Genomic DNA, 25,954 nt, shown 5'->3' on the forward strand with positions numbered 1-25,954 from the left:
AATGAAAATAATAAATCGTGCTGCCATTGCAGGCGTATCTGGCTATCTTCCAGATCATGTGTTGACCAACAGTGCGTTGGAGCAGATCGTAAATACCAATGACCAATGGATCACCACTAGGACCGGTATTCAAGAAAGGAGGATCTTAAAAGGAGAAGGGCTGGGTACCTCAGTCATGGCCATACAAGCCGTAAAAGATTTGCTCCAGAAAACAGCGACCGATCCTGAAACAGTAGACCTCCTTATATGTGCTACCATTACCCCAGATATGATTACGCCTGCTACCGCTAATATTATTGCCCATGCAGTGGGCGCTACCCGTGCTTTTAGTTATGATCTACAAGCTGCTTGTTCTGGTTTTCTTTATGGGCTAGATACAGCTGCTCAGTTTATTGCTTCAGGTAGGGCTAAAAAAGTGGTTGTCGTAGGGGCAGATAAAATGTCTTCCATTACCAATTATACAGATAGAGCTACTTGTATTCTTTTTGGCGATGGTGCGGGTGCCGTACTGGTAACAGCCCATGCGCCAGAGAGTGGTTGTGGGATTGTAGATACCATCTGTAAAACAGATGGCATCGGTCAAGATTTTCTTTATCAAAAAGCAGGCGGTAGTAAATTACCTGCTTCACATGAAACCGTATCAGCCAATGCACATTATATTTACCAAGATGGGCAAACGGTATTTAAGGCTGCTGTTACAGCTATGTCAGAAGTAGTTATAGAAATGATGGCCCGTCATAAGCTTACCCCAGCAGATATTACCTATCTCGTTCCACATCAAGCCAATCAGCGCATCTTGAAACTTGTAGCCGATCGTGTAGCCATTCCTATGGAAAAAGTTATGTTGAATATTCATAAGTATGGCAATACAACTGCTGCAACTATTCCCCTTTGTTTATGGGATTACGAACAAAAACTCAAAAAAGGTGATAAGTTGATTGTAACCGTTTTTGGAGGAGGATTTACTTGGGGTGCCATGTATATAGTCTGGGGGTATGACGGTTTGTAACCTATTTAATCAAGTTTGTTGGTATATAGTAAAGTAAAAGTTTATATCTTATAAAGATCACCAATAGGTTTAGACGAAATAGTATGGCAAACACAAGTGATATTAAAAATGGTCTTTGTATTGTATTAAACAATGATATTTATAGCGTTGTCGAATTTCAACATGTCAAGCCAGGGAAAGGTGCTGCCTTTGTTAGAACCAAACTAAAAAGTTTAACAAAAGAAAGGCAAATTGATCATACGTTTAATGCAGGTGTAAAAATCCATACAGCACGGATTGAGCGTAGGCCTTATCAATTTCTTTATAAGGATGCTTCAGGGTATACCTTTATGCATACCGAGACTTTTGAGCAACTGACCATTGCTCCATCCTTCATCCATACCCCCCAATTCTTAAGAGAAGGCCAGCATGTAGAAATTGTTTACCATGATGATGCAAATCAAGTATTAAAGTGTGCATTGCCTCCATCTGTGGTATTGCGGATTACCTATACAGAGCCGGGTCTTAGAGGGGATACCGCTACGAAAACATTAAAGCCAGCTACTCTAGAAACCGGCGCAGAGATTAGGGTACCTCTATTTATTAACAATGAAGACTGTGTAAAGATAGATACCCGTACAGGTCTTTATATGGAGCGTGTAAACGAGCAGAAAAAGTAAGTATGAAAACTACAGAAATTCAAGAACTGATTGACTTTATTACCCAATCAGGGTTAGAAGAAGTCCATATTGAAACAGAAGCCATTAAAATCCATGTTAAAAGAAGTAATGCCATTCCCCAACAGGTTGCATCCCTTGCTTCTAATGGCCTTCCCTCCCCTACGCAAGTGGTCCCAATGCTACAAGAAAATAAACTTGCAGCCAATTATGTGACCATTAAGTCGCCGATGATTGGTACTTTTTACCGATCACCAAGTCCTGAAGAAGCTCCCTTTGTAAAAGAAGGAGATCCAGTTGTAAAGGGGACCAAGCTCTGTATTATAGAAGCTATGAAGCTCTACAATGAAATAGAATCAGAGGTTACTGGAAAGATTATTCAAATATTAGTTGATGATATCTCTCCTGTAGAATACGATCAACCGCTTTTTTTAGTAGAGCCCGTGACCGAATAAATAAGAAATGCTGCTTTACTTAACCAGTTTGATATGCTATGTTTCAAAAAATATTGATTGCCAATCGTGGAGAAATTGCCTTAACCATCATTCGGGTTTGCAAAGAAATGGGCATTAAAACTGTTGCCGTCCATTCTACTGCAGATAAAGATAGTCTGCATGTCCGTTTTGCAGATGAATCAGTCTGTATTGGCCCACCTGCAAGCCACCTATCTTATCTCTCTATTCCATCCATTATTGCCGCTGCTGAAGTAACCAATGCCCATGCCATTCATCCAGGTTATGGTTTTTTATCTGAGCATGCTAGTTTTGCAGCTATTTGTGCAGAATATGGCATTAAGTTTATAGGTCCTTCCGATAGCGCAATTGGTAAAATGGGTGATAAATCTACTGCAAAAGCAACCATGCAGGCTGCTGGTGTGCCTACTATTCCTGGTTCCAATGGTTTGCTCAGATCAGTTGAAGAAGGCATTCGTTTGGCCCATGAAATAGGCTTTCCTGTATTGCTAAAAGCAACCGCAGGAGGGGGAGGGAAAGGCATTAAGTTGGTGGATGCTCCGGAACAATTTCAGCAAAAATGGGTAGAGGCTAGGCAAGAGGCCATTGCCTCTTTTGGTAAAGAGGGGCTTTATTTGGAAAAATATATAGAAGAACCACGTCATATTGAAATACAAATTGTTGCCGATCAATATGGTAAAGTCATTCATCTATCTGAACGAGATTGTTCCATTCAGCGTAGACATCAGAAACTGGTTGAAGAATCTCCTTCTCCCTTTGTCACCGAACCGTTACGGGCAAAAATAACCGATGCGGCTATAAAAGGCGTATCGGCTATAGGGTATGAAGGCGTTGGTACCATGGAATTTTTAGTAGACAAGTACCAAAACTTTTACTTTATGGAGATGAATACCCGCATTCAGGTAGAATATCTCGTTACAGAAGCAGTTACCGGTTTTAATCTACTAAAAACACAAATCGAAGTAGCCGCTGGCCAACCACTGAATAGATCCAACCTTTATCCACAAGGTCATGCCATAGAGCTCCGTATTAATGCAGAAGATCCCTTTAATGGCTTTCGTCCATCTCCTGGAAAAATTACCCATATGCATTTTCCTGGGGGGCTGGGTATAACCATTGCAAGCCATATTTATGCCGGTTATGTAGTGCCCCCTTACTATGATTCCATGATTGCAAAGCTTATTGTCCATGCCGATACTAGAGTGGATGCCATTGCCAAAATGAGGCGTGCCTTGGAAGAGTTGGTTATAGAGGGCATTCAAACCAACATACCTTTTCATTCTGCTTTGCTAGAAGATGAAGCCTTTCAGGAAGGCCGCTTTACAACGCAATATTTAGATACTTTTGACTTTTCACGGTTGCAACAATCGGAATAAAACGAAAGGTACGCTATAGATACTTTAGAGGAGGTATAGTGTGGCTCCATTTATTTTAGCTGTTTTAGGGTTCCGTGCTTCTTCCTCTGTTGCCTTAATAGGCATGTCTACTGGATTACTATCTATGTTGGCTTGGCAAAAATCGATCGCGCCTATACTGCATACAACTAGTGGCCACGTACCTTGTATGTTGATGAATGGGCTAGTTATCATCCTTGTACACTATATTGTTAGGCAACCTAGAAGAACAAACAAACTAGAAAAGCCTTTTGAGATGGTTAAATCTATTCAACAAAAAAATGAGCTGTAAAAAACAAGCATAAAAATAATATCGGTTGGCCATTTTTTATTTTATAGAATAAAGCTTAACTTTGTTGAGCTTTATTCTTTCTAGTAGTAGAAAAAATATTATTCTTTTAGCCTATAGAAATATATGTATGCAATTGTAGAAATAGCTGGATCCCAATTTAAAGTTTCCAAAGAGCAGTGGCTTTATACCCCTAAATTGCAAAGTGAAGTAGGTGCTTTGCTTACTTTTGATAAAGTGCTCCTTTTAGATGACGGGGAAGGAGCAGTGGTAGTTGGTGCACCTATACTAAATAAAGTAACTGTTAAGGCAAAGGTATTGGAACATACCAAAGGAGATAAAATTATCGTTTTTAAGAAAAAAAGACGAAATGGATATAAAGTTAAGCGCGGCCATCGTCAAGAGCATACCAAAATTGTTATTGAAGACATTGTAAAGTAATATAATCCTATGGCACATAAGAAGGGGGCAGGTAGCTCTCGTAACGGAAGAGATTCAGAAAGTAAACGGCTCGGCATAAAAAAATATGGTGGAGAAAGCGTAATAGCTGGCCATATCCTTGTTCGACAAAGAGGTACTCGTTATTATCCTGGTAAAAATGTTGGGTTAGGTAGGGACCATACTCTATTTGCCTTAACCAATGGTGTAGTCGTCTTTAAAAAAAACAAGGACCTGCGTTCTATTGTTTCGGTGGATAGTATCTAGTCCATTCTTACATAGAGGTTTTGTTAACAAGTAAAAAATAATTTATTAACCATTTGCGAACGAGATTCGCTAGAAAGGCAATACTATGGCTGTAAAAATAAGATTGGCTAGATGTGGTAGAAGACATTTAGCAGAATATGATATCGTTGTAGCAGATGCAAGATCACCACGGGATGGTCGTTTTATAGAAAAAATTGGGAACTATAATCCCAATGCAGCGCCTGCAACCGTTAAGCTTAATGAGGCCAGTGCATTAAAGTGGCTTTTTCAAGGTGCGCAACCTACCGATACAGTAAAAACACTTTTATCCAAGCAGGGTATTATGCTTAAAAAGCATCTTCAGATAGGTGTTATGAAAGGCGCCATCACCCAAGAGCAAGCCAATCAAAAATTTACTAATTGGCAAGCAGACCGGCTAAAAAAATTGGCTGCTCATTTATAATAGTTGTTTAAATTTTTCTTTATGTATTGCCTTACGCAACCAGTAGTGGCATAGTAATTTTAATAATCAAATTCATTTTCATCAAGTTACAAAACAGTTAATTAAATGGATAAAGAAGATATTATGGCTAAAGTAGTAGCCGTTGTAGTGGATAAATTAAATGTTTCAGCGCAAGAAGTATTGCCTACTGCTCATTTTGTAAATAACCTGGGTGCTGATTCCCTAGATCAAGTAGAATTGGTTATGGAACTTGAAAGAGAGTTTGATGTACAGATTCAGGATGATGAAGCGACCCATCTGCAAACAGTTGGTAGTGTTGTAGATTATTTAGAAGAAATCTTATCCAAACGTAAGGCTTAGTTGATTTTTCTATGTCCTCCACAAGAGTAGTGGTTACAGGATTGGGTGCCCTTACCCCAATTGGCAACAATGTTAAGGCATATTGGGATGGCCTAGTTTCTGGTCAAAGTGGCGCAGCGCTTATCACTAGCTTTGATACAACTAAACATAAAACAAAGTTTGCTTGTACCTTAAAAGGGTATGATCCTCATAATCATCTTGATGCAAAAGATGCAAGGCGAATGGATCCATTTGCCCAGTATGCTATGGTAGCTGGAGATGAAGCCATACAAGATGCTGGATTAATCACTCCTTTGGTAGATAAAGAGCGTGTAGGGGTTGTGTGGGGCTCTGGTATAGGTGGTTTAGGTACTACAGAAGCAACCGTTTTAGGTTTTGCGGCTAGTGGTATGGACCCTAAAATCAATCCTTTTTTTATTCCTAAAATTATACCGGATATTCCCTCTGGTCATTTATCTATTAAATATGGTTTTAAGGGGCCTAACTTTGCTACAGTTGCAGCATGTGCTTCTGCAGTAAACGCTATAGTAGCTGCTTTTCAATTGATTAAACTAGGGGATGCAGATGTAGTGGTAGCAGGCGGTTCAGAAGCGCCTATTATTCAAATAGGCATCGCTGGATTTAATGCATTAAAAGCGCTCTCGCAACGCAATGAAGACTACTTAACTGCTTCACGTCCTTTTGATCAGACCAGAGATGGTTTTGTGATGGGAGAGGGAGCAGGTGCTTTGATTCTTGAATCTTATACCCATGCCCAAAAAAGAAATGCTAAAATTTATGCCGAATTAGTAGGTGTAGGTATGTCTGCAGATGCCCATCACATTACCGCGCCAGATACAGGAGGGGTCATTTTAGCATTGCAACGTGCTTTCACCAGTGCCCAAATTACACCAGATGGTATAGATTACATTAATGCCCATGGGACCAGCACTCCATTAGGTGATCTCAATGAGGTGGAGGCTATTCAACATGTATTTGGTACCCATGCTTATAAGCTTAACATTAGTTCGACTAAGTCCATGACGGGTCACTTATTGGGTGCGGCAGGGGCGATAGAGTCTATTGCTACTGTTTTGGCCTTGTTACATCAAGTCGTTCCCCCAACCATTAATCATAAAATATTAGATGAAGCCATTGATCCACGGATCAATCTAACTTTAAATCATCCAGTAAAAAGAACCATATTATTTGCCCAAAACAATGCCTTTGGTTTTGGTGGACATAACGTTTCTATAATCTTCAAAAAATGCGAAGATTCCTAAATTTATTCCAGTATATTTTTATAAAGCAAAATCCTGCTACCCAACAGTTGGTCTCTTTTATAAGAGCAGTTACCGGAATGATGCCTATAAATCTGGCTTTATATAAGGTAGCCCTTCAGCATAGTTCTATAGAAGAAGGACATACTTCCAATGAACGACTTGAATTTCTAGGTGATGCTATATTATCTGCTATTGTTGCAGACTATCTCTTCAAAAAATATCCATTAAAAGAGGAAGGTTTTTTAACAGACATACGGTCAAGGTTGGTCAATAGGGATGCTTTAAATGGGTTGGCACGTAAAATACATTTAGATAAGCTGTTGCATTATGATACCAATCTGGTAAACCCAAGTCGCCATAAATTTATGTATGGCAATGCCTTAGAGGCTTTTATTGGTGCCGTTTATTTAGATCATGGCTATGAGCGTTGCCAAAAGTTTGTTATTGATTATTTAATAGTCAATTATATAAGTCTAAAAGAGCTGATAGAACATGATACCAATTTTAAAAGTAAGATCATTCAATGGGCACACAAACATCACCTTCAAGTAGTTTTCAAAATTCTTGAAGAGAAACAATGTGAACACTATAAAGAATTTACTGCTCAGGTGCTGATAGGTGAAAAAGTTATGGGAGAGGGGACGGGTAGAACTAAAAAATGTGCTGAACAAATGGCTGCCCAGCAGGCGCTACAATATACAGCGCAAATAGAAACAAATTAAAAGCGCTCAGTAGTCTTTTTAGTTGCGACTTTTGACAAGAACTATCTTTCTCTATTTTTAGGCAGCGCAGTTAGAAAGCTAAACAGATACATTGAAAATTGATTGATGATTGGGTCAATACTAAGGTTTTCGTTCTTATTTTCTATAAATAGCATCTATCTAGAACAATTATGGCAAAAGAAGATATACAAGATATTATTCATGCATCTGATTATCCATATGGATTTGAAAGCAATATTCCTGTAGATACCATTCCCAAAGGCTTAACGGAAGCTACCATTCGCCTTATTGCTGAGAAAAAAAAAGAGCCAGCGTGGTTGCTCAAACGCCGTTTAGAAGCTTTTTATCATTGGTCTAAATTAAAAGAGCCTACCTGGGCAAAAATTGTCTATCCACCTATAGATTACCAAAATATTATTTATTACGCAGCACCCAAACAAACGGTACAGTTAAACAGTTTAGAAGAGGCTGATCCAGAACTTTTGGCTACTTTTAAGCGGTTGGGCATTTCGTTAGAGGAGCAAAAAAGACTAACGGGTGTAGCGATGGATGTGGTGCTAGATAGTGTTTCCGTGGCCACGACTTTTAAAGATACATTAAACAAGCTAGGCATTATTTTTTGTTCTTTTAGTGAAGCGGTTCAGCAACATCCTGATTTGGTTGAAAAATATTTGGGTAAAGTAGTCCCTATGACCGATAATTATTTTTCTGCCCTTAATACTGCTGTCTTTAGTGATGGTTCCTTTTGCTACATTCCTAAGGGGGTCCATTGCCCTATGGAACTTTCTACCTATTTTCGCATCAATGCCACTAATACCGGTCAATTTGAACGCACCTTGATTGTCGCAGAAGAAGATGCCTATGTTAGCTATTTAGAGGGGTGTACAGCACCTATGCGGGATGAACATCAATTACATGCCGCTGTAGTAGAGATTTATGCTGCAAGAGGTGCGCATGTAAGATATGCTACAGTACAAAATTGGTATCCAGGCAATAAAGATGGCGTAGGTGGTGTCTATAATTTTGTAACCAAGCGAGGCCTTTGTGCTGGCGCGTACGCTAAAATTTCATGGACGCAAGTAGAAACCGGTTCAGCCATTACTTGGAAGTATCCAAGTTGCATTTTAATGGGCGACCATTCAGTAGGTGAATTTTATTCTGTAGCAGTAACCAAAAACAGACAGCAAGCAGATACAGGTACGAAAATGATCCACTTGGGTAAACATACTAAGAGTCGGATTGTAGCCAAAGGTATTGCCGCTGGTCAATCCAATAATAGCTATAGAGGTTTGGTCAAGATCGCCCCTGGAGCAGTACATGCCACTAATTTTTCTCAGTGTGATTCTTTGTTAATTGGTAATAGCTGTGGTGCCCATACTTTTCCTTATATAGCAGTAAGCCATCCAACTGGCCAAGTCGCACATGAAGCCACGACATCTAAAATTAGTGAGGATCAACTTTTTTATTGTAATCAACGTGGTATCGATCATGAAACTGCTATTGCACTTATTGTCAATGGTTATTGCAAAGAAGTACTCAATCAGTTGCCTATGGAGTTTGCAGTAGAAGCACAAAAATTATTGGCGCTTACGCTGGAAGGTAGCGTTGGATAATCGGACTTTTTGCATAACATTGTCTACTTGTTTAATATTACTAGAGATGTGGGGAGGCTACCATATAGGATGCTACTATTCTAACGCTAACCTTTTTTATACCTTTTAAAGGCTCTGGTAAGTTGTTTTAGTCTTTTTTGTTGATTATTCAGCGGCATCCACCCCGTACCTGTTGGTTGTGGAAGTAGATAATGTGCGGCCATCATGCCTAGCCCATTGGCCGTTACGTGAACCAAATCAATTCCTATAGAAAGTGTTAAACACAATCTTTTACAAAGTAATCTAGTCAATATAGCTGTAGCTATTCCCATCAAAACCGTACGGGAAGTACCCCGAAAGCCAAAAATAGCTAAGATAAAGGGGGCAGGCACTATATATAGATACAAATCAGTAGCAATAGTTCTAATAGAAACTATTGCTTCATATAGGTCATTATTATTGTAATGTATAGCTAATACAACGGCCAATAAGGTGACCATTGCTGCAGCTACTTTAGCTACCCGGATTTGAAGCTTATCGGAAGGCTTTATAGCTCGAATACTTTTTGTCAAATCGTAACCAATCATAATACCAGCCATGTGCAAATAAGAATCAGCTGTGCAGGTGGCTGCCCCTATTATACAAATGACAATACATGTTTTTAGAAAAGGTGACATATCAGCTATTATATAATTCCAAACGGCTGCTGCTGACAAGGTTGGATCGTTTACAAAAACCAATAAGCTAATTGAGCATATGAAAAATGTTATACCTAGACTCAGAAGACTGTTATATAGAAAAACTTTTTTGACTTGCATAGGACTAGCACATATGTAGGTGCTCTGCATAATTGGGGGACTAGTACTTTCTAAAAGGCTAGATGAAAAACATATAACTAAACATAATATTTTAATAGGCGGATGGAGCAGGCTACTAAATGTAAATTTTTCTTGCTTTTGTAAGAACGATATAGTTTCTAAAACCGATTTACCTGTTTTTAGATACATAAGCCTAGTAATCAATAAAATAATGGCGGTAAAGGTTATAAATTGCAGTAGATCTCTATTCGTAACCCCACGGATGCTCCCAAAAGTAGTGTAAGCAATAAGCACTAAAGCTGCCAATACAGTTATGGTACGATTATCAATATCGATACAGATGCTGATCATGGAGGACATTACTTTAATTTGGATGGCCACGACACCAACCGCATCAATAGTACTTAATAGAGCAGTAATAACTCTTGGATACTTTCCATATACGCTACCTATCGTTTCTGCAATAGAAAGATGCTGGATAAATGGGACCATACGTATCCAGATCAGGCTAATCATCCAAAAAGTGATACTACTGGTAAGCCCTATAATCAATAGGGAAAGACTAGTATGCATTGTAAGCAATATGATCCATTCCCCCGAAAAAAAAGTAGACAGTAGCATTGCCATCAACTTAACCGTAGAAAATTGTTTGTTGCCCACAGCATATTCCCGAAATGTGGTTGCTGGCTTACTAGCTAGTCCTACTACTAAGGTCAATACTAAAAAAGCCCCTACTATTAAAAGAGGTTTATAGAGTGTTACCATATGTCACTTTATACCAATAATATCAAACATTGTCCAAACAGGGGTGATCTGTAATGCTTACTACATGTACAAGCTGGATTAATAGGTTTGATGCAAGGATTACATGCAATGTGATCCACTTGTTAAAGATAGCGCAATAAGATAGAAATTTTTACATAGGTTTTCAATCAAGAATATTTTAACCCTGAACTCTTTATTTATTTACTTGATTTATAAAAGTGTTAGAATCGTATTTTTACTAAACAATTAGCTGTTTTACCTACTTTTATAAAGTAATTTATAACATAAAAACTTGATAACCATAATAATTTATATAAAAATATTCTTTATACAACTGTTTATAAATAAATTCTATTAAATTTCTTATGAATGATTATCATATTAAAAAATATTCTAATCCAGAATTGACGTTAATTTAATTTTTGTTTGGAATAGACGCGACAGAACCGTATACAAATGTATACCTCAGGATTGTCATTTGGGTTATCATAAAAAGTTTCGACGGATGATTAATTTTTTTTAGATTTGGGGTAAACATTGAAGCGCTACCCAAATAAAGCAGCAAAAATTTGACAGGTATTATAAAAAATGGAACAAAATCAATTTAAAGTTGAGTTTATAGCTTCTAAAATGCTTACACCTAGTGTAGCAGAGTTGTCTTTTAGACGTTTGGATAAACTACCTTTCCCATTTGTACCAGGTCAATTTATTACTTTTTTATTGCCGCACCCCTCTGGAAAAATAGTGCCACGTAGTTATAGCTTAGCCAATAGCCCTTCGCAAACCAACCAATTGGACATTGCAATAGCGCCTGTTCAGGGCGGTTTTGCGACTAACATCCTCTTTAATCTAAAAAGCGGAGATCTATTAGATTGTGTCGGACCTAAAGGTAGGCTTATCCTTCAAGAAGCAGAAGAACCCAATCACTACCTGTTAGTAGCTACTGGAACTGGTGTAGCACCTTATCGTTCTATGCTTCCCACACTTGCTGAACGGCTAGAAGAAGATAAAAAGGTAACCTTGCTATTAGGTGTCCGTTATGCGAGTGACCTGCTTTATGCAGAAGATTTTATTGCTTTTGCCCAAAAATATCCACACTTTCACTTTCGTGGCTATCTGAGTAGAGCAAGTGCAGAGACACCTCCTTATCAATATATAGGGTATGTACAATCCGCTTTTGAAAGCCTTGATTTAAATCCAATGACGGATTTGGTATACCTATGCGGTAATCCATATATGATTGATGAAAGTATTCAACAGTTGCAAAATATGGGTTTTAATCTACAATCTATAAGAAGAGAAAAGTATATCTCTCGTAGGGTGTAAAATAAAATCTATTGACCAAAACAATCTATGGACATCTTAAGCAAGCAAGCGGCTTAAGGCTATGCGTGGCTTTAAGGCCTTGCTTATCGTTTAGAAATGGGTTACGTAAGGGGTAAAGTAAAGTGGGCCCTATTATACTATTGCCTATTTAATTTTAATTTATAGGTGGATCACCTAAAATATAGTATAGTTTTGCGTTTTAGATTTTTAAAAATTTCAGTATCTATTGAGCTGAGTTATTGGGTCTTTTTATTGTTGGTCATCACTAGTGTAGGTGGCCAATATATAGAGGTTTTGCTATGGTCTAGTGTCTTTACCTTAAGTATATTGGTACATGAATATGGCCATGCGTTAGCAGCTCTTTTTTTTGATGCAGCACCCAACATTGTATTACAAGCTTTTGGTGGCATCACTCGCTTCAATGTCGCACGCTTAACAAGTAAACAAAAATTTTTAATTATCCTTGCAGGCCCCCTTTTTCAAGGATTATTGACACTGATGGCCTATCTGTTGCTTCAATTTAATATTTTTAATAACTATCTGTTGCAGTATTTGCTCTTTATAACTATGTATGTAAATAGTAGATGGTTGCTGTTGAATTTAATACCTATTGTGCCACTAGATGGTGGCTGGTTGTTGCGCTATATACTAGAAAAACTTTTTGGTCATAAGGGCTATCTAGCCAGTATTATCATCGGCTTGGTCGCTGCTGCCATTGCCATTCCTTTTTTGTATCTTGCAGGCTATCACTGGTTCTTTATCGTGCAACTCTTTATAGCTGGATGGCATTACTGTAAATGCTGGCAACAGGCAAGAAAATGATAATAAAAAAACATATTGTGCGCTTTAACCTGTACAAGTAAACCCTATTGTATGGAATGGAAATTTGTTTTGTTGTGCCCAATGCAGATAAGGTTGATAGGCCTATTACCAATCGCAATCGGTTGTCAAAGAGATGCACCTAGGCATGAACCCGGACCTATTGCTCCTACAGAAAACAGGCAACCATCCAATAAACCGCAGGATAATGTAAAAAAATCTACGCAACCTAATCGTGATAGCTCATCCTCCGATTTCTTGTACAAGGAAAATTTGGCATTTATTTTTAAGAATATAGGTTGGTCTGATCTTTTACCACCCCAATTGCAAAATTTAAAAACAACCATCTTATCTATCACCCCGCCTGCTGGGGTATATGCACAAAATGATTTCAGTAGCTTAATACAAGACCATTTACTAAATTTAGAGAAAACTGGTAGCGTTGTATCACATGGATTATGCAGTAGATTAGTGATTAGATTTAACAACAATCAGCAGCATAATAGCTCTAATAAGCCTAGTTTATTTGGAACAGAATTTATAACGCTTAGCTTCAACCCAGGCAACCCAGAAAAGCATACCTATGCTTTAATAGGATTTGTGGTCACTAAACCAAAGCATAGTCCTGATTCGGAAGAACATCTTATTCCATTTGTACAATTGAAACAAGGGTGGTATTTCGATAACCATGACTGTATAAAATTTATTAAAATTCATGAGGCGATTCAGCTAGCCTCAGAAAGAGGGACTATCTTTGTTTACCAACAAATCACATAAACTTATGCAAAGCCATGCATATGGTAATTTTTGCTTGATAAAAAATCTGGTTTCGTTTTTGATGGTTAACACCCTATTCATTTATTGGCTTAATAAGCTATTATTTGGCTTTTTTATACCCTTTTGATGTGGCTATAAATATAGTGTACAGCCAGTATTACTAAGCCATTGACCAACATGCTTTAAAACAAACGCGACAGAGGCCCTTTTTTTGCTGCTATTACAAAAAGAAAGGGCTTACTTTTCTGTATGGTTTTATGCACCTATTGCGTTTTGTAAAGGCTTATATCGATCCACTATTTTGAGCAATTTAGCCCTATATCCCTCGTTGATGGTCCTTTTTTGCTCTAAGCTATTGATTTCATTAGCAATAGATTCCCAATCCGTTGTAGTCAAATTATTGTGTACAGTGGACAAGATAGATGCGAACGGCTTCATATTTTCTTCAAAAATACGAACTCGTCTTTGTGTATCATATTTTGGCAAATAAGCACGTGCAAATACCGAGCGGCCTTTTGTATCTTTCTCAAAAAGTTTACCAATGGATGTACTTTTGTCGTTACACAAATGCTCTATTCTATGAAAAACTATTTGAAATGCATTTGTATCGGTGCCACGCACCGCCATATGTAGTGGGGTTCTTCCTTTTTTATCCTTATCGCATAAATCTTCTATCGTAGAAAATTTTTTGACCAGCGATAGTACTACATCATCTAGATTATGTTCAATCGCCAAATGGAGCGGTGTGTCACCCTTTTTATTCTTTCCCTTTAAATCTTGATCAGAGAGCTTAGTAATGAGTAAAGAAGCTATATCTTCAAGCTTCTGTTCAATTGCCAAATGTAATGGGGAAGAACCTGAAGTTGCATCTTTTGTACGGATATCTGTTTTAGGGTCATTTAATAAAATGGTAGCTATTTCTTTCTTTTTATTCAAGAGCGCTTCCAAAAGTGAAGTTGAGCCTTTTTTTGCTTTATTGATATCAATATGCTCGCTCTGAGCTAGCCGTTTGACGATTTCAATATAATTTTTTTCTATAGCTAGGCCAAGTGCAGTTTTGTTGCTATTGTTATAATATGTGTTGGGAAAATCTTTATGGTTATATTCTAAATCACGTTTAGATGCAATGTCTTCATCGATACGCTTGAGCACAAGAACTACTTTTTGAAGCTCTTTATTGCTTACAGCAGCGTATAGCATGTTATTGCCTACTTCATCTTCCTGACTAATATCTTTTTTATTCCCTATTTCTTTAATAAATTGTTTGTCATCTATCTTTTTTACCATATAATCCATCGTTCCACCACCTGACCGACAGCTTCTACCTTGCAAGATAAACGATAGCGATAGAACCGTAATACTTTTTATAAAAAAACAACGTTGTTTGGTATGTACATTAAGCGTTTTCATCTGTTTTATTGATTGGTTATTCATAATATTATACGTTTTCTTTGTAGCTACAACTGAATTTTTAGCAACAAGTAATCTTTGGATAACGATTCGGTATGGCTTATGGTAAAACTTTTACCTTTGCTTCATTAAGATTACTTACTTTTATTATAAGCAATCAAATGGTAAAAAACTAGATGCCATCTCGTATTTTACCATTTTAAAACAAATCATTATTGTAAATTTGGTTTGTAGGGACATCGATTTAGACCAAATTGCCTAATGTAAGATCCTTAATCTATTTAGATGGTATAATTTTATTGTTATGTCAAAATCGGTTGATTCAACGCCATTAATGCGTCAGTATTGGGCGATTAAAGAAAAGTATCCCGGCGCATTGTTGCTCTTTCGAGTGGGTGATTTTTATGAAACCTTTTTAGAAGATGCGGTTAAAGCCAGTAAGGTGCTAGATATTGCGCTTACGAAGCGGTCTAATGGATCAGCTGCTAGTGTGGCTTTAGCAGGGTTCCCCCATCATGCTTTAGATGTTTATCTACCTAAATTGGTAAAAGCAGGTTATCGTGTAGCCATTTGTGATCAATTAGAAGATGCTAAACAGGCTAAGGGTATTGTACAAAGAGGCGTGACTGAACTCGTTACGCCTGGTCTTTCTTTTAGTGAAGCGGTTTTAGATACAAGAGCCAATAATTACGTAGCATCCATTTTTTTTGACAAAACATTGCTAGGGATGGCGTTCTTAGATCTTTCTACTGGAGAATTCTTTGTCACACAAGGTACGACTGATTACATGCAAAAAATATTGCATCATTTGGGGCCATCTGAAATTCTTTTTAACAAAAAACAGCAAACGTTATGGAATAATTTTACGCAAGATTGTTTTCATACTTATGGATTGGAAGATTGGATTTTTCAATTTGATTATGCTTATGGTTTATTGAATGACCATTTTGGAACCCATTCTTTAAAAGGTTTTGGCATCTCAGATTATTCTGCAGGTATTGTAGCAGCGGGTGTTATTTTACATTATTTATCAGAAACGGAACATAAAGCAATCAAACACATTCGTTCAATGGTCCGGCTAGAGTTCCATCAATATGTTTGGTTGGATCCATTTACCGTTAGGGCTTTAGAGCTGCTGGTTCCTCAGCAAGTAGGCGGAACCGCACTGATTGAAATATTGGATAGAACGGTTACTCCTATGGGGGCACGATTGCTTAAAAAATGGTTGTTGTTTCCGCTGAAGGAGGTGGTTGTGATTCAAGAGCGGCTCGATATAGTAGAATATTTAGTAAAAGATGCCCCATTAGCCACTTTGTTAGTCAACCATTTGAAACAAATAGGTGACTTAGAGCGGTTAATTTCCAAAGTAGCAGTTGGAAGGGTGAATCCACGGGAGATGGTAGCCTTAAAAAGGGCATTGCAGCAAGTGCAATCCATACAAACAGTGTTGCAAACCATTCCATTTCCTTTGCTACAAAAAATGAATGCGCAGCTTCATGGGTGTCATGCTTTGGTGGACCGTATCCACCAAACACTACAAGAGCAGCCCCCCTTACTTACCCATCAAGGCGGTCTGATTCAACCGCATGTCAACGATAAATTGGATGGCTTGAATGAAATTATGCGTACGGGTAAGGATTACTTGGTTGAACTGCAGAAGCAGGAAAGCCAGCGTACCAATATCCCTTCTTTAAAAGTTGCTTATAACCGTGTATTTGGCTATTACCTTGAAGTCTCTAATGCGCATAAAAATAAAGTGCCCACGGATTGGATCCGCAAACAAACCTTAGCCCATGCAGAACGATATAGCTCAGAAGCCCTAAAACAGTATGAAGCCCAAATTCTACATGCAGGTGAAGAGGCGCAACTGCTAGAGCAACAACTCTATCAAGCACTAGTAGCAGAAGCGGTAGAATATATTCCTCAAATTCAAGAAAATGCAAAATATATTGCACAATTGGATTGTTATCTTTCGTTTGCCAAACAAGCTTGTGAATATCATTATAGCAAACCTATGGTAGATAATGGAACTTTGCTCCATCTGAAAAACAATCGACATCCTGTTATTGAACAACGCTTACCCATAGACAAAACCTATACGCCTAATGATATGTATTTGGACCCCTCATCACAACAAATCATAGTGATTACAGGGCCTAATATGGCTGGTAAATCGGCTTTGTTGCGTCAAGTTGCCCTAACGGTATTAATGGCACAAATGGGTTCTTTTGTACCAGCTTCTGATGCGCAAATTGGTGTGGTAGATAAAATATTTACAAGGGTAGGTGCATCGGATAACTTGGCCCAAGGGGAGTCTACTTTTATGATGGAGATGACCGAAACCGCTAGCATTATGCACAATCTTAGTGATCGTAGTTTGGTGTTGATGGATGAGATCGGGCGTGGTACCAGTACCTACGATGGTATTTCTATTGCCTGGGCATTGGTAGAGTATTTGCATCATCATCCACGTTATAAGGCTAAAACGCTTTTTGCCACCCATTACCATGAATTGAATGAATTGGCAAAGTCACTTCCTAGGGTTAAAAACTTTAATGTAGCGGTCCAAGAAATAGAACAAAAAATCTTATTTTTACATAAACTGGTACCAGGAGGTAGTCAGCATAGTTTTGGTATCCATGTAGCACAAATGGCTGGTATGCCCTCTATCATTCTGGAAAGGGCCAGAGAGGTATTGGCCCACCTATCGCAAGTAGGTGGAAAAATCCATGCACAAGTAGAAAATCTGCAACAATACCAGCTAAAACTTTTTGGTCCAGATGAAACTTTGAGTGATTTGAAAGCTTTTTTAGATGGTATGGATATTGACCTTCTTACTCCGGTAGAAGCCTTATTAAAGTTAAATCAGATCAAAAATATGGTTAAAAGATTTAATAATTAGCGATAAAAGTCCGTAACTATTTTGAAAAAAAGGAATCTTTAAGTAAATTGGAACTATTGTCTAGCTTATAAGCGAGAATAGCTCAGTTGGTAGAGCACGACCTTGCCAAGGTCGGGGTCGCGGGTTCGAGTCCCGTTTCTCGCTCATCATATCTGTTTATAGAATCTATTCACTATATCTTATAGTTACAGTTGGTGATAAAGTAGATGGCATCTTTATTTTTAATGGACCCATAGGTGTGTAACTTTGCCAGGATGGTGAAATTGGTATACACGCAAGACTTAAAATCTTGTGGCCTTTGGCCATGCGGGTTCAAGTCCCGCTCCTGGTACCAATATTCTTTTCTTATTGTATCCATGCGCTTTTGTTCTATTTCTTTCTTAGATATTGTAGCATGTATTGGTTCTTTTACAGCTGTTATATCCCTTCTTCCACAAATTATACAGTCATACAAGACAAAATCTGTGGATGATGTTTCCATGTTGATGCTGTTGAATCTAACCGTTGCCTCGGTTAGCTGGACGCTTTATGGCGCACTCACTGCTGATAAGCCCTTGCTAGTCACCAATTTATTACTGACGGTTGGTTCATTGATACTGGTAGTGCTCAAACGAAAATACCGTTCTACGTAAGTTGGGTACCTATTGGTTGAGCGCAATCTGTCTTTCTTGAGTCTATGCGCGGAAGTGGTTACCGATCTATTGTAATCGGTTGGTTGTCTCTTAGGTTTTGTTTTTTGACCTTATAGCCTTATATATTGTCATGAAAATTGGTTTATTTTCAGATACCCACGGATGGATAGATCCTAAAATTTTTGATCACTTTGAAAAATGCGATGAGGTATGGCATGCAGGCGATATTGGCGATGCCAAATTGCTAACTGCATTTGATCAGTTTAACCATTTTAGAGCAGTACATGGTAATATTGATGACCCCATAATAAGACAAAAATATCCAGTATTTCAATCATTTCAATGTGAACAGTTGCATGTATGGCTTATGCATATAACCGGGCATCCATCTTTGTATACGCCAGCAATACGCGCTAAATTAAGCCACGCACAACCTGATATTTTAGTGGGAGGCCATTCGCATATTTTGCGGGTAATGCACGATGCAAAACGTCCTCCACTACTTTATATTAATCCTGGTGCGGCTGGACGTCATGGTTCCCATTACATGCGTACCCTATTGCGTTTTGAAATAAATAATAAAAATATCAACCATATAGAAGTGATCGAATTGGGCAAAAGAGCCACATTAGTAAATGACCACTAACCACTGATAGATTATGCAATTTATTGACACACATGCACATATATATGATCTTCAAAATGCGTTACCACTGGTTTTAGAAAGGGCACAAAAAAACTATATTAAAAAAATTTATATGCCCAATATAGATACCACAACCATAGCAAAGATGATGGATGTGGCTGCATTGTATCCTTGTTTACCTATGATGGGCATCCATCCTTGTTATATCAGAAAAGATTTTGTCAAGCCATTATACCTAGTAGAGGAATGGCTTAATAAAGGTGGTTTTATAGCAGTCGGTGAAATTGGTATAGATCTATACCATGATACTACTTTCCTCGAAGCACAACAGGAAGCATTTAGGATTCAACTTGCATTGGCCAAACGCTATCATCTTCCTGTCTCTATTCATTGTAGAAATGCTTTTAAGGAAGTTATCCAACTACTCGAAAAAGAACAAGATGGCAACCTAAAAGGGGTTATTCACTGCTTTACAGGTAATCTACAAGAAGCAGAAAAATGTATAGCCCTAGGTTTTGCGCTGGGGATTGGCGGCATACTTACCATGGTCAAAAGTGGATTAGCGGCAACAGTAGCCGCTATAGATCTCAACCATTTGGTGTTAGAAACCGATAGCCCTTATTTAACACCAGCACCTCTTCGAAGGAAACCCAATGAGCCAAGCTACTTACCATACATAGCCGAAAAGCTTGCAGTGGTCAAACAAGTAACCTTAGCAGAAGTAGCAGCCGTCACTACACAAAATGCTGAAAAAATTTTTGAGTCAATGTAAGTATTTGGATCCTACTAATATTTAGCCCAAATCAGTTACTTTATTATACGTTCTTTTTCTTGGTAATTTCAATGCTTTTAAAACATTCGCCTTAACCCCCAAAGAAAAATCATATTTACCCGATTCGCCTAGTGGATGCCATGTATAACTAAGTTGCCAACAGTGTAAATCCCTTTGAATGGAAATTTCTGTAGCAGATGGATCAAGTTTACTTTTCGTAAAGTTATAGGTAGTGGATAACGTTACTTTCCACTTTTTCACTAAGGTAATACTGCCGTTAAGAGTTACATATTTTTCTGTATTGGTATTCTTTTTATCGTCCTGATTGGAATATAATGTTTGATACGTCTTGTTCGACTTATCCTGCTTATACTTATACCATGGGCTTTGATAAATCCAATTAAACTCCCACCCAAAATTCCAAGGCAATTCAAAATCTATCTTTCTTCTTTCAAGCTTATCAGTCGACTGATCACGATCATTTAATAGTTCCTTGGGTTTCTTTTTTCCCTCACTGGAATGATGTGCGAAATCTATATTTACCTTGCATTTTGCTGCTTGCACTTTGCCAAGATACTGACCATGGTTCCATGCAAATTGGTTTATTCTTTTTTCTCGGGTTTGATTTATTTCTGACGATTGAATAAATTGATAAGGATCAAAATTTGTTGTTAAATCAAAGCCAATCTTGCCTATTTTTCCCACTTCTATCTCGCTAGCAAGGTGTATATCAATACCATCTATGAGATGGAATTCTTTTTCTGTAAAATCATATTTTGTTTTAAAATCTAAATTTTTTAGTAAATATATCTTACGATTGGTTTCTTTTTTTTCTTTTTCTTCTGGATTGGTTTCTTTTTTTACTTTTAACTCCACTGTATTGTGTAGCTTAAATTTTAGGATAGAGGTAGCTCGATTGGCCAAACTTATGTAGGGCCGCAGTCCTTTAAAGGCATATTCTTTTTCTATTTTTCCTTCTTTATCTTCTATTACTTTGCAATATTTTTCAGAGAAATCAGGTGTATAGGTAAAGTCAACACTGGGTTCTGTCTTGATACGAAACGCTTGAACCCATCTTGCGTTTTCAAAATAATGGGTATAGTATAACGTAGTGCCTATTTCTGCACCAAAATCGCAAGTATAGATTCTATTAAAGCCTGGTACCTGTATAGGTCCTTTTGTATCCTTATTCAGCCAATACCATACTTCATTATAGGTAAAATGCGGCTCTATATTGATAAAATCAAATACTTTGCATGGCATGGTAACCGGTATGGTATGTTTTATACCATTTTCTATATAATGGTTCCATGGACAGGTTACAGGAACAGAGTGAGCTGACGCACTCGATGACCAGGACGAAAGGGTGGATTCTGTAGGCGATTGCTGGGCATTCTGAAAATGCGTTTCAAAATTTATATTATGCTTTAACTGAATATTATCGAACCAATAGTTGGTGCTTTTAGCGTGATCTGTTCTAAATGGATAGCAAGTATCTGTGCTTAGGCTACCTTCTGGCAAGGTCCAATGTTTAAAATTATACCGAAGGTCATTTTTGTATTTTACTTGTAACGTTAATGCATATGGGAAGCCTACCAATCGGTCTCGGTAAGATAGACTAAAACCAGATTCATTTTCCATTTTTTTTGGAATTTTTTTATCCTCATCGTCTACTGTTTTGGAAAATTTTTTGTGAAGGTGCACATTTGTATTCAAGCTTCTAGAGGCACGTATAACGGTTTTATGTTCCCATTTTAAAGACCATCCCTTATCTGTTTTTGTTGTGTTTATTGCATAATCCAGCTCTCCACTACATAAGTGTCTTTTTTTATAACGGAGTGCATTTTTAAGTTCTACAATACCACTGGAATAAATACTACCTAAAAAAGAAATGTCTGCATAATCATTGAAGTTTATATAATATCCACCATTACGGAGGTAAAATCCATTGTCTCCTTCCCCTATTTCCGGTGGAATAATACCATGTGTACGCTTGCCTTCTAGAAATAGGGTGCCAAAAATAGATCCCAATGGCGTAGGCACATGATCAAAATAAAAACGAAAAGGTCCAGTAGTAATTTGCTTATCTTGAACCATTTTAGCCCGTTTGGCACGTATGTAAAAATGGGGATATGCTAGTCCACAAGTTGTATAAACTATATCTTCAGCATAAAAGGTTGATTCGTCCTCTTTTTTTATCTGCTTGCTTTTTATAATAGAGTCTTCTTGTTTGGTAAGTAGTGTCGTAACTAAGGCCCTTTTGGTACCGATATTATAGCGCATTTTATCCATAAAGAAAGTCCGCGTTTGGGTAGAACCATCTTTCCCATATTTGTCTTTTGTTAGGTCATTATAGGTAAAAATAGGCTTTCCTGTTAATGTATTATATGGATGAGTGGTACCTTGTGCATAAATGGTGTTGCTATGTAAGTGTAAAGCGATTAGATTCGCTTTTAGTTTCATACGATCATAGGTAAGCGTACTGGGGCCAAGTAAAGAAAGTATACGCTTATTCGCATCGAAAACAATTGAATCTTCTGCTTGATAATGGACAATACCCAAAGATTTATCTTTTGCTATGTGGGCGCGAGGTGGCATGAAAAGCCATGGGTAGCTTTTATCTAAGAAAAGTTGGTTGTTCCATTTTTTATAAATGCTGTATGGTTTATTTTTATAAAAAAAGTTATTCGGTATCATCCAGCTGCTATACCCATTGTTGTAGGGACTACTAAAATAGAGCCCACCATGCAAATATTTAGTTGCTTTTGATACAATAGATGAACCACTAATTATAAATGTTACCAAAGCAACTATACGTAGGAAATAAGACCTGGCCACACAAACAAATTTTACTTTTACCTTTTGGCATCAAGAGAAACAATCCCAAATATAAATCTATGTATTTGTTTTTCATATAGTAAGCGCAAACTATTCTATCTATGCAATACGTTTTGCCATCGTAAAAGCTAGTGGTTGTGAACATAGCATCTCTATGGCTATGGTACAAAAGCTAGAAGCTTGGCACTAAAAGAAACCCGTAATCTTATCGTTTTTAACCTAAAATAGCCAATATAATTACAAAGCATAACCATGTGGTCAAGATAATTGAAGACAACGTATCGCTCTGATTTGTAGAAATTGTAACAACCTTTGCCAATCACATTTTATTTGTTTTAATAGATGAAAGAAAATATATTTGTTCTAAACTATGCATTCATCCATCTTAGCCTCAATGAAATCTAAAAAAATAGTGTTTTTTCTGGCAATTGTTACTACCTTGCTCTCCCTGTATTATCTTTCCTTTACGTTTATAGACTACCGGGTGCAACGGCAAGCAGAAAAGCAAGCAATGGATGAGCAGGGAAGAGTAGACTTTGATAAAAGTCAGGCCTATTTGATGAAGATATGGAAAAAACCAGTTTGCAATCTATTGGGTACTGTCTACACCTACGAAGAAGTAAAAGAACGTTCCCTGAAATTAGGTTTAGATCTGCAAGGGGGTATGCAGGTAACCATGGAAGTTATGCCAGTGGAACTTGTAAAAAGATTGGCTGCTTATCCTACAGATCCGCTTTTTCTAGAAGCACTCCAATGCGCACAGCATCAGCGAGAAAAAGGTACAACGACCTCTTTTGGTAAACTTTTTGTAGCTGCCTATAAAAAGCTTGCCCCAAATGGAAACCTAAAAGATATTTTTGCTACTGCCCAAGTGGGGCCTTATATTTTTTCTAGTGAGGATGATATTATAAAGGCAATTGATCAAATTATTTCAAAGGCGCTGGATCGCTCCCTTGCCATTGTAGGTGCTAGGTTAGATCGATTTGGCGCTACGCAAACCACTATGCAAAAGTTACCGGGTAGTGAAAGAATTCAAATTGAATTACCAGGTGTTACCCATCCGGAGCGGGTAAAAAAGTTGCTACAAGGTGTTGCACAGTTGCGTTTCTGGACCGTTGAAGAAGCCAATGAATATGGTCCGCTACTAGAAGCTGTCAATAATTTTTTGCTTGATAAAGAAAAAGAAACTATACTGCTAACCTTTCCCAAAGCGCTTACAGAGGAAGAAAAAAACCAACGTCTGCCGAAAGCATCCATAATCAAAAGGATTTGCAAAGATACTTTTCCTTATAGGTTGGCATATGCTCCTGAAGAGATGGACCAAATAGATGCCATACTACACAGCAAACCGGTTAAAGCGCTATTACCTAAAAACATTACTTGGATGTGGGATAAAAAGGCAATAACCTTAGGCGATGGCACAAAAGCGGTTGTGCTTTATGCGATCCAATTGTCTAGGGAAAATCAACCACTTTTAGAAGGAGATATTATTACTGATGCGACCCAATCGTTTGCTGAAAATGGCAAACCATTTGTAATGATACAAATGAACCAAAAAGGTGCACGTATCTGGAAACGCATTACTGCCAGTCATATTGGCAAACGCATCGCTATAACTTTAGATGATCGGGTATACACTGCACCAGTAGTCAACCAAGAAATTCCAAATGGTGTTTCTAAGATAATTGGCGATTTTACCTTAGAAGAAGCCAAAGATTTGGCCAGTGTATTGCAAACCGGTGCGTTACCAGCGCCACTTAAAGTAGTTGAAGAAGCCATTATGGGACCAAGTTTAAGTAAGGTAGCCCAAAACCAAGGACTTATGGCCACAGCTGTGGGTTTAGGGCTGGTGCTACTTTTTATGTTGATTTATTATGCAAAAGGAGGTATAATAGCCAATGTAGCCCTCTTATTGAACTTGCTTTTTATGGTGGCTATTTTGGCACAATTGGAGGCCACCTTAACCCTACCTGGGATTGCTGGCCTTGTCCTTACGATTGGTATGTCTATTGATGCCAACGTTTTGATATTTGAACGCATACGCGAAGAATTGGAACAAAAAGTATCTATAAAAGAGGCCATTCAACATGGATATACCAAATCATATGGCTCTATTATAGATGCCAATATCACCACCTTTCTTGCTGGCGCCATACTCTATTATCTGGGTCAAGGGCCGGTTCGTGGCTTTGCCCTTATCTTAATGCTGGGTATCATCACTTCCATTTTTACTTCTATCTTTATTACAAGGTTGATTTTCTCCTTCTTTATCGATACCTATTCCATACCCAACTTGACCTTTTCTTATCCAACGATACCTAGGCTTTTTAAAAATGTGCAAATTGATTTTATTAAAAATCGTTACCGTTTTTATCTATGTTCCTTATTATTTATAGCCATTGGTGGTTGTTGCTTTTACCACTATAAAGGACTTACTTTGGGCGTAGATTTTGCAGGTGGTCGTTCCTATACGGTCCATTTTTGTAAACCCATTGATGCTTCCTTACTCAAGGAAGGACTGTCATATAGATACAAAGAAAGCGTAGAAGTCCGTACCTATGGTGCCAATAATGTAATGCAGATTACTACTAGCTATTTGCGTGATGAAGATGCCTCTGATAAAAAAGTGCTCAATAAATTGGTTGCTGCATTGAAAGACTTAACGCAATTAGAGGAAAATAATAATCTATCAACTGGTAATGATTTTCGCATTACAAGTAGCACTAGGGTAGGGGCTACTGTAGCACATGATGTCCAAAAGAGTGCACAAAAAGCCATATTACTTGCTATATTGGGCATATTTTTTTACATTAGAATTCGTTTTAGAAGACCGGGATTTGGCTTAGCAGCTGTCGTAGCCCTTGTACATGATGTTTTAGCAGTTATAGCTGGTTTTTGTATAGCACGCGGTTTTGGCCTCAACTATGAAGTAAATGAAGTATTCTTAGCAGCGATGTTGACTGTTATTGGCTATTCTATAAACGATACAGTCGTTATTTATGACCGGATAAGGGAAAAATTGGCCAATAAGGCTATGGGTATGTCCCCCCACATCATTAATGATGCGATTAGAGAAACGCTGAGTAGAACAGTTATTACCTCTTTTACAACATTATTAGCTATTGCTGTACTTTTTTTCTTTGGCGGTGCTGCCTTGCAGGGTTTCTCCTTTGCCTTAACACTAGGTGTATTATTTGGCACTTATTCTTCCATTTGCATTGCAGCTCCTCTTTTAGCAGATTTTGGCCGTAAGCTTTCTGCTACTAAACAGTAGTCCAAATATCCCAAAATTGATGGTGTAATCGTTTGTAATAGCCATCATAATCCAAATAAAGAAACGTATAA

Annotated in this window: 23 protein-coding genes and 2 tRNA genes; 22 read left to right on the top strand and 3 right to left on the bottom strand. The window is 37.8% G+C overall.

Annotated elements, in window-relative coordinates; all coding sequences use genetic code 11:
- Nucleotide 1: 1 nt before the first annotated feature.
- The 12 genes from AL022_RS01925 (at nucleotide 2) to sufB (ending at nucleotide 8,925) form a co-directional block, all read left to right on the top strand.
- Nucleotides 2–1,009 (top strand): beta-ketoacyl-ACP synthase III, encoded by a 1,008-nt coding sequence (locus AL022_RS01925; protein ID WP_014934570.1) that lies wholly within the window; start codon nucleotides 2–4, stop codon nucleotides 1,007–1,009.
- Between the two features lie 83 nt (nucleotides 1,010–1,092).
- Entirely contained in the window at nucleotides 1,093–1,668 is a 576-nt protein-coding gene (gene efp / locus AL022_RS01930) for an elongation factor P (protein WP_014934571.1), read from the top strand.
- 2 nt (nucleotides 1,669–1,670) lie between these two features.
- The gene (gene accB / locus AL022_RS01935) at nucleotides 1,671–2,120 is read left to right on the top strand and encodes an acetyl-CoA carboxylase biotin carboxyl carrier protein (RefSeq protein WP_014934572.1); all 450 of its coding nucleotides are present in this window, start codon (nucleotides 1,671–1,673) and stop codon (nucleotides 2,118–2,120) included.
- 38 nt (nucleotides 2,121–2,158) lie between these two features.
- Complete coding sequence (gene accC / locus AL022_RS01940; RefSeq protein ID WP_014934573.1) at nucleotides 2,159–3,514, top strand: acetyl-CoA carboxylase biotin carboxylase subunit; 1,356 nt, start codon at nucleotides 2,159–2,161, stop codon at nucleotides 3,512–3,514.
- 40 nt (nucleotides 3,515–3,554) lie between these two features.
- Nucleotides 3,555–3,824: a hypothetical protein gene (locus AL022_RS01945; RefSeq protein ID WP_014934574.1), complete on the top strand. Its 270-nt coding sequence runs from the start codon at nucleotides 3,555–3,557 to the stop codon at nucleotides 3,822–3,824.
- Between the two features lie 123 nt (nucleotides 3,825–3,947).
- Nucleotides 3,948–4,262: a 50S ribosomal protein L21 gene (rplU, locus tag AL022_RS01950; protein ID WP_014934575.1), complete on the top strand. Its 315-nt coding sequence runs from the start codon at nucleotides 3,948–3,950 to the stop codon at nucleotides 4,260–4,262.
- A gap of 9 nt (nucleotides 4,263–4,271) precedes the next feature.
- Complete coding sequence (gene rpmA, locus AL022_RS01955; protein WP_014934576.1) at nucleotides 4,272–4,526, top strand: 50S ribosomal protein L27; 255 nt, start codon at nucleotides 4,272–4,274, stop codon at nucleotides 4,524–4,526.
- Between the two features lie 85 nt (nucleotides 4,527–4,611).
- Nucleotides 4,612–4,968: a 30S ribosomal protein S16 gene (gene rpsP, locus AL022_RS01960; RefSeq protein WP_014934577.1), complete on the top strand. Its 357-nt coding sequence runs from the start codon at nucleotides 4,612–4,614 to the stop codon at nucleotides 4,966–4,968.
- A 105-nt stretch (nucleotides 4,969–5,073) separates the two neighbouring features.
- Complete coding sequence (gene acpP, locus AL022_RS01965) at nucleotides 5,074–5,328, top strand: acyl carrier protein (protein WP_014934578.1); 255 nt, start codon at nucleotides 5,074–5,076, stop codon at nucleotides 5,326–5,328.
- An 11-nt stretch (nucleotides 5,329–5,339) separates the two neighbouring features.
- Nucleotides 5,340–6,590, top strand: a complete 1,251-nt coding sequence (gene fabF, locus AL022_RS01970) for a beta-ketoacyl-ACP synthase II (protein WP_014934579.1) — start codon at nucleotides 5,340–5,342, stop codon at nucleotides 6,588–6,590.
- A complete protein-coding gene (rnc, locus tag AL022_RS01975) occupies nucleotides 6,575–7,312 on the top strand; it encodes a ribonuclease III (RefSeq protein ID WP_014934580.1) in 738 nt (245 codons plus the stop codon). The genes fabF and rnc overlap by 16 nt, the downstream gene beginning before the upstream one ends.
- Before the next feature lie 170 nt (nucleotides 7,313–7,482).
- The gene (gene sufB / locus AL022_RS01980; protein ID WP_014934581.1) at nucleotides 7,483–8,925 is read left to right on the top strand and encodes a Fe-S cluster assembly protein SufB; all 1,443 of its coding nucleotides are present in this window, start codon (nucleotides 7,483–7,485) and stop codon (nucleotides 8,923–8,925) included.
- Nucleotides 8,926–9,011: 86 nt separating this feature from the next.
- Here the strand turns inward: sufB and AL022_RS01985 are convergent, their stop codons facing one another.
- Nucleotides 9,012–10,487 (bottom strand): sodium:solute symporter family protein, encoded by a 1,476-nt coding sequence (locus AL022_RS01985; RefSeq protein WP_014934582.1) that lies wholly within the window; start codon nucleotides 10,485–10,487, stop codon nucleotides 9,012–9,014.
- 588 nt (nucleotides 10,488–11,075) lie between these two features.
- Here AL022_RS01985 and AL022_RS01990 point away from each other — a divergent pair.
- The 3 genes from AL022_RS01990 to AL022_RS02000 all read left to right on the top strand — a co-directional run bounded on the left by AL022_RS01990 (nucleotide 11,076) and on the right by AL022_RS02000 (nucleotide 13,409).
- Complete coding sequence (locus AL022_RS01990) at nucleotides 11,076–11,813, top strand: ferredoxin--NADP reductase (protein ID WP_014934583.1); 738 nt, start codon at nucleotides 11,076–11,078, stop codon at nucleotides 11,811–11,813.
- A 192-nt stretch (nucleotides 11,814–12,005) separates the two neighbouring features.
- Complete coding sequence (locus AL022_RS01995; RefSeq protein WP_148269037.1) at nucleotides 12,006–12,635, top strand: site-2 protease family protein; 630 nt, start codon at nucleotides 12,006–12,008, stop codon at nucleotides 12,633–12,635.
- 51 nt (nucleotides 12,636–12,686) lie between these two features.
- A complete protein-coding gene (locus tag AL022_RS02000) occupies nucleotides 12,687–13,409 on the top strand; it encodes a hypothetical protein (RefSeq protein ID WP_014934585.1) in 723 nt (240 codons plus the stop codon).
- Between the two features lie 255 nt (nucleotides 13,410–13,664).
- On the opposite strand, the gene AL022_RS02005 is transcribed toward AL022_RS02000, so the two are convergent.
- Entirely contained in the window at nucleotides 13,665–14,819 is a 1,155-nt protein-coding gene (locus tag AL022_RS02005; RefSeq protein WP_041546086.1) for an ankyrin repeat domain-containing protein, read from the bottom strand.
- A 304-nt stretch (nucleotides 14,820–15,123) separates the two neighbouring features.
- On the opposite strand from AL022_RS02005, the gene mutS reads away from it, so the two are divergent.
- The 6 genes from mutS (at nucleotide 15,124) to AL022_RS02035 (ending at nucleotide 19,771) form a co-directional block, all read left to right on the top strand.
- Nucleotides 15,124–17,721, top strand: a complete 2,598-nt coding sequence (mutS, locus tag AL022_RS02010; protein WP_014934587.1) for a DNA mismatch repair protein MutS — start codon at nucleotides 15,124–15,126, stop codon at nucleotides 17,719–17,721.
- Between the two features lie 71 nt (nucleotides 17,722–17,792).
- Nucleotides 17,793–17,865: transfer RNA gene (locus AL022_RS02015), tRNA-Gly, on the top strand.
- 104 nt (nucleotides 17,866–17,969) lie between these two features.
- Nucleotides 17,970–18,055 (top strand) — tRNA-Leu (locus AL022_RS02020).
- Between the two features lie 22 nt (nucleotides 18,056–18,077).
- Nucleotides 18,078–18,353 carry a SemiSWEET family sugar transporter gene (locus AL022_RS04245; protein WP_041546088.1) on the top strand — a complete coding sequence of 92 codons (276 nt, stop codon included), beginning with the start codon at nucleotides 18,078–18,080 and terminating at the stop codon, nucleotides 18,351–18,353.
- 130 nt (nucleotides 18,354–18,483) lie between these two features.
- A complete protein-coding gene (locus tag AL022_RS02030) occupies nucleotides 18,484–18,999 on the top strand; it encodes a metallophosphoesterase family protein (RefSeq protein WP_014934589.1) in 516 nt (171 codons plus the stop codon).
- Between the two features lie 13 nt (nucleotides 19,000–19,012).
- The gene (locus AL022_RS02035) at nucleotides 19,013–19,771 is read left to right on the top strand and encodes a TatD family hydrolase (protein WP_014934590.1); all 759 of its coding nucleotides are present in this window, start codon (nucleotides 19,013–19,015) and stop codon (nucleotides 19,769–19,771) included.
- 21 nt (nucleotides 19,772–19,792) lie between these two features.
- On the opposite strand, the gene AL022_RS02040 is transcribed toward AL022_RS02035, so the two are convergent.
- A complete protein-coding gene (locus tag AL022_RS02040; RefSeq protein ID WP_148269039.1) occupies nucleotides 19,793–22,576 on the bottom strand; it encodes a putative LPS assembly protein LptD in 2,784 nt (927 codons plus the stop codon).
- 403 nt (nucleotides 22,577–22,979) lie between these two features.
- Between AL022_RS02040 and secD the strand changes: the two genes are divergently transcribed.
- On the top strand, nucleotides 22,980–25,883 hold the full coding sequence (gene secD, locus AL022_RS02045; RefSeq protein WP_014934592.1) for a protein translocase subunit SecD: 2,904 nt from the start codon (nucleotides 22,980–22,982) through the stop codon (nucleotides 25,881–25,883).
- The last annotated feature ends 71 nt before the right edge of the window (nucleotides 25,884–25,954 follow it).

The sequence above is a fragment of the Cardinium endosymbiont cEper1 of Encarsia pergandiella genome, from assembly GCF_000304455.1.
Taxonomy (GTDB): Bacteria; Bacteroidota; Bacteroidia; order Cytophagales; family Amoebophilaceae; genus Cardinium.

What these genes read in the sequence shown, in the direction of transcription:
- AL022_RS01925 (WP_014934570.1), top strand. Translation starts at nt 2, where the DNA reads ATGAAAATAATAAATCGTGCTGCCATTGCAGGCGTATCTGGCTATCTT.
- efp (WP_014934571.1), top strand. Translation starts at nt 1,093, where the DNA reads ATGGCAAACACAAGTGATATTAAAAATGGTCTTTGTATTGTATTAAAC.
- accB (WP_014934572.1), top strand. Translation starts at nt 1,671, where the DNA reads ATGAAAACTACAGAAATTCAAGAACTGATTGACTTTATTACCCAATCA.
- accC (WP_014934573.1), top strand. Translation starts at nt 2,159, where the DNA reads ATGTTTCAAAAAATATTGATTGCCAATCGTGGAGAAATTGCCTTAACC.
- rplU (WP_014934575.1), top strand. Translation starts at nt 3,948, where the DNA reads ATGTATGCAATTGTAGAAATAGCTGGATCCCAATTTAAAGTTTCCAAA.
- rpmA (WP_014934576.1), top strand. Translation starts at nt 4,272, where the DNA reads ATGGCACATAAGAAGGGGGCAGGTAGCTCTCGTAACGGAAGAGATTCA.
- rpsP (WP_014934577.1), top strand. Translation starts at nt 4,612, where the DNA reads ATGGCTGTAAAAATAAGATTGGCTAGATGTGGTAGAAGACATTTAGCA.
- acpP (WP_014934578.1), top strand. Translation starts at nt 5,074, where the DNA reads ATGGATAAAGAAGATATTATGGCTAAAGTAGTAGCCGTTGTAGTGGAT.
- fabF (WP_014934579.1), top strand. Translation starts at nt 5,340, where the DNA reads ATGTCCTCCACAAGAGTAGTGGTTACAGGATTGGGTGCCCTTACCCCA.
- rnc (WP_014934580.1), top strand. Translation starts at nt 6,575, where the DNA reads ATGCGAAGATTCCTAAATTTATTCCAGTATATTTTTATAAAGCAAAAT.
- sufB (WP_014934581.1), top strand. Translation starts at nt 7,483, where the DNA reads ATGGCAAAAGAAGATATACAAGATATTATTCATGCATCTGATTATCCA.
- AL022_RS01985 (WP_014934582.1), bottom strand. Translation starts at nt 10,487, where the DNA reads ATGGTAACACTCTATAAACCTCTTTTAATAGTAGGGGCTTTTTTAGTA.
- AL022_RS01990 (WP_014934583.1), top strand. Translation starts at nt 11,076, where the DNA reads ATGGAACAAAATCAATTTAAAGTTGAGTTTATAGCTTCTAAAATGCTT.
- AL022_RS02000 (WP_014934585.1), top strand. Translation starts at nt 12,687, where the DNA reads ATGGAATGGAAATTTGTTTTGTTGTGCCCAATGCAGATAAGGTTGATA.
- AL022_RS02005 (WP_041546086.1), bottom strand. Translation starts at nt 14,819, where the DNA reads ATGAAAACGCTTAATGTACATACCAAACAACGTTGTTTTTTTATAAAA.
- mutS (WP_014934587.1), top strand. Translation starts at nt 15,124, where the DNA reads ATGTCAAAATCGGTTGATTCAACGCCATTAATGCGTCAGTATTGGGCG.
- AL022_RS04245 (WP_041546088.1), top strand. Translation starts at nt 18,078, where the DNA reads ATGCGCTTTTGTTCTATTTCTTTCTTAGATATTGTAGCATGTATTGGT.
- AL022_RS02030 (WP_014934589.1), top strand. Translation starts at nt 18,484, where the DNA reads ATGAAAATTGGTTTATTTTCAGATACCCACGGATGGATAGATCCTAAA.
- AL022_RS02035 (WP_014934590.1), top strand. Translation starts at nt 19,013, where the DNA reads ATGCAATTTATTGACACACATGCACATATATATGATCTTCAAAATGCG.
- secD (WP_014934592.1), top strand. Translation starts at nt 22,980, where the DNA reads ATGCATTCATCCATCTTAGCCTCAATGAAATCTAAAAAAATAGTGTTT.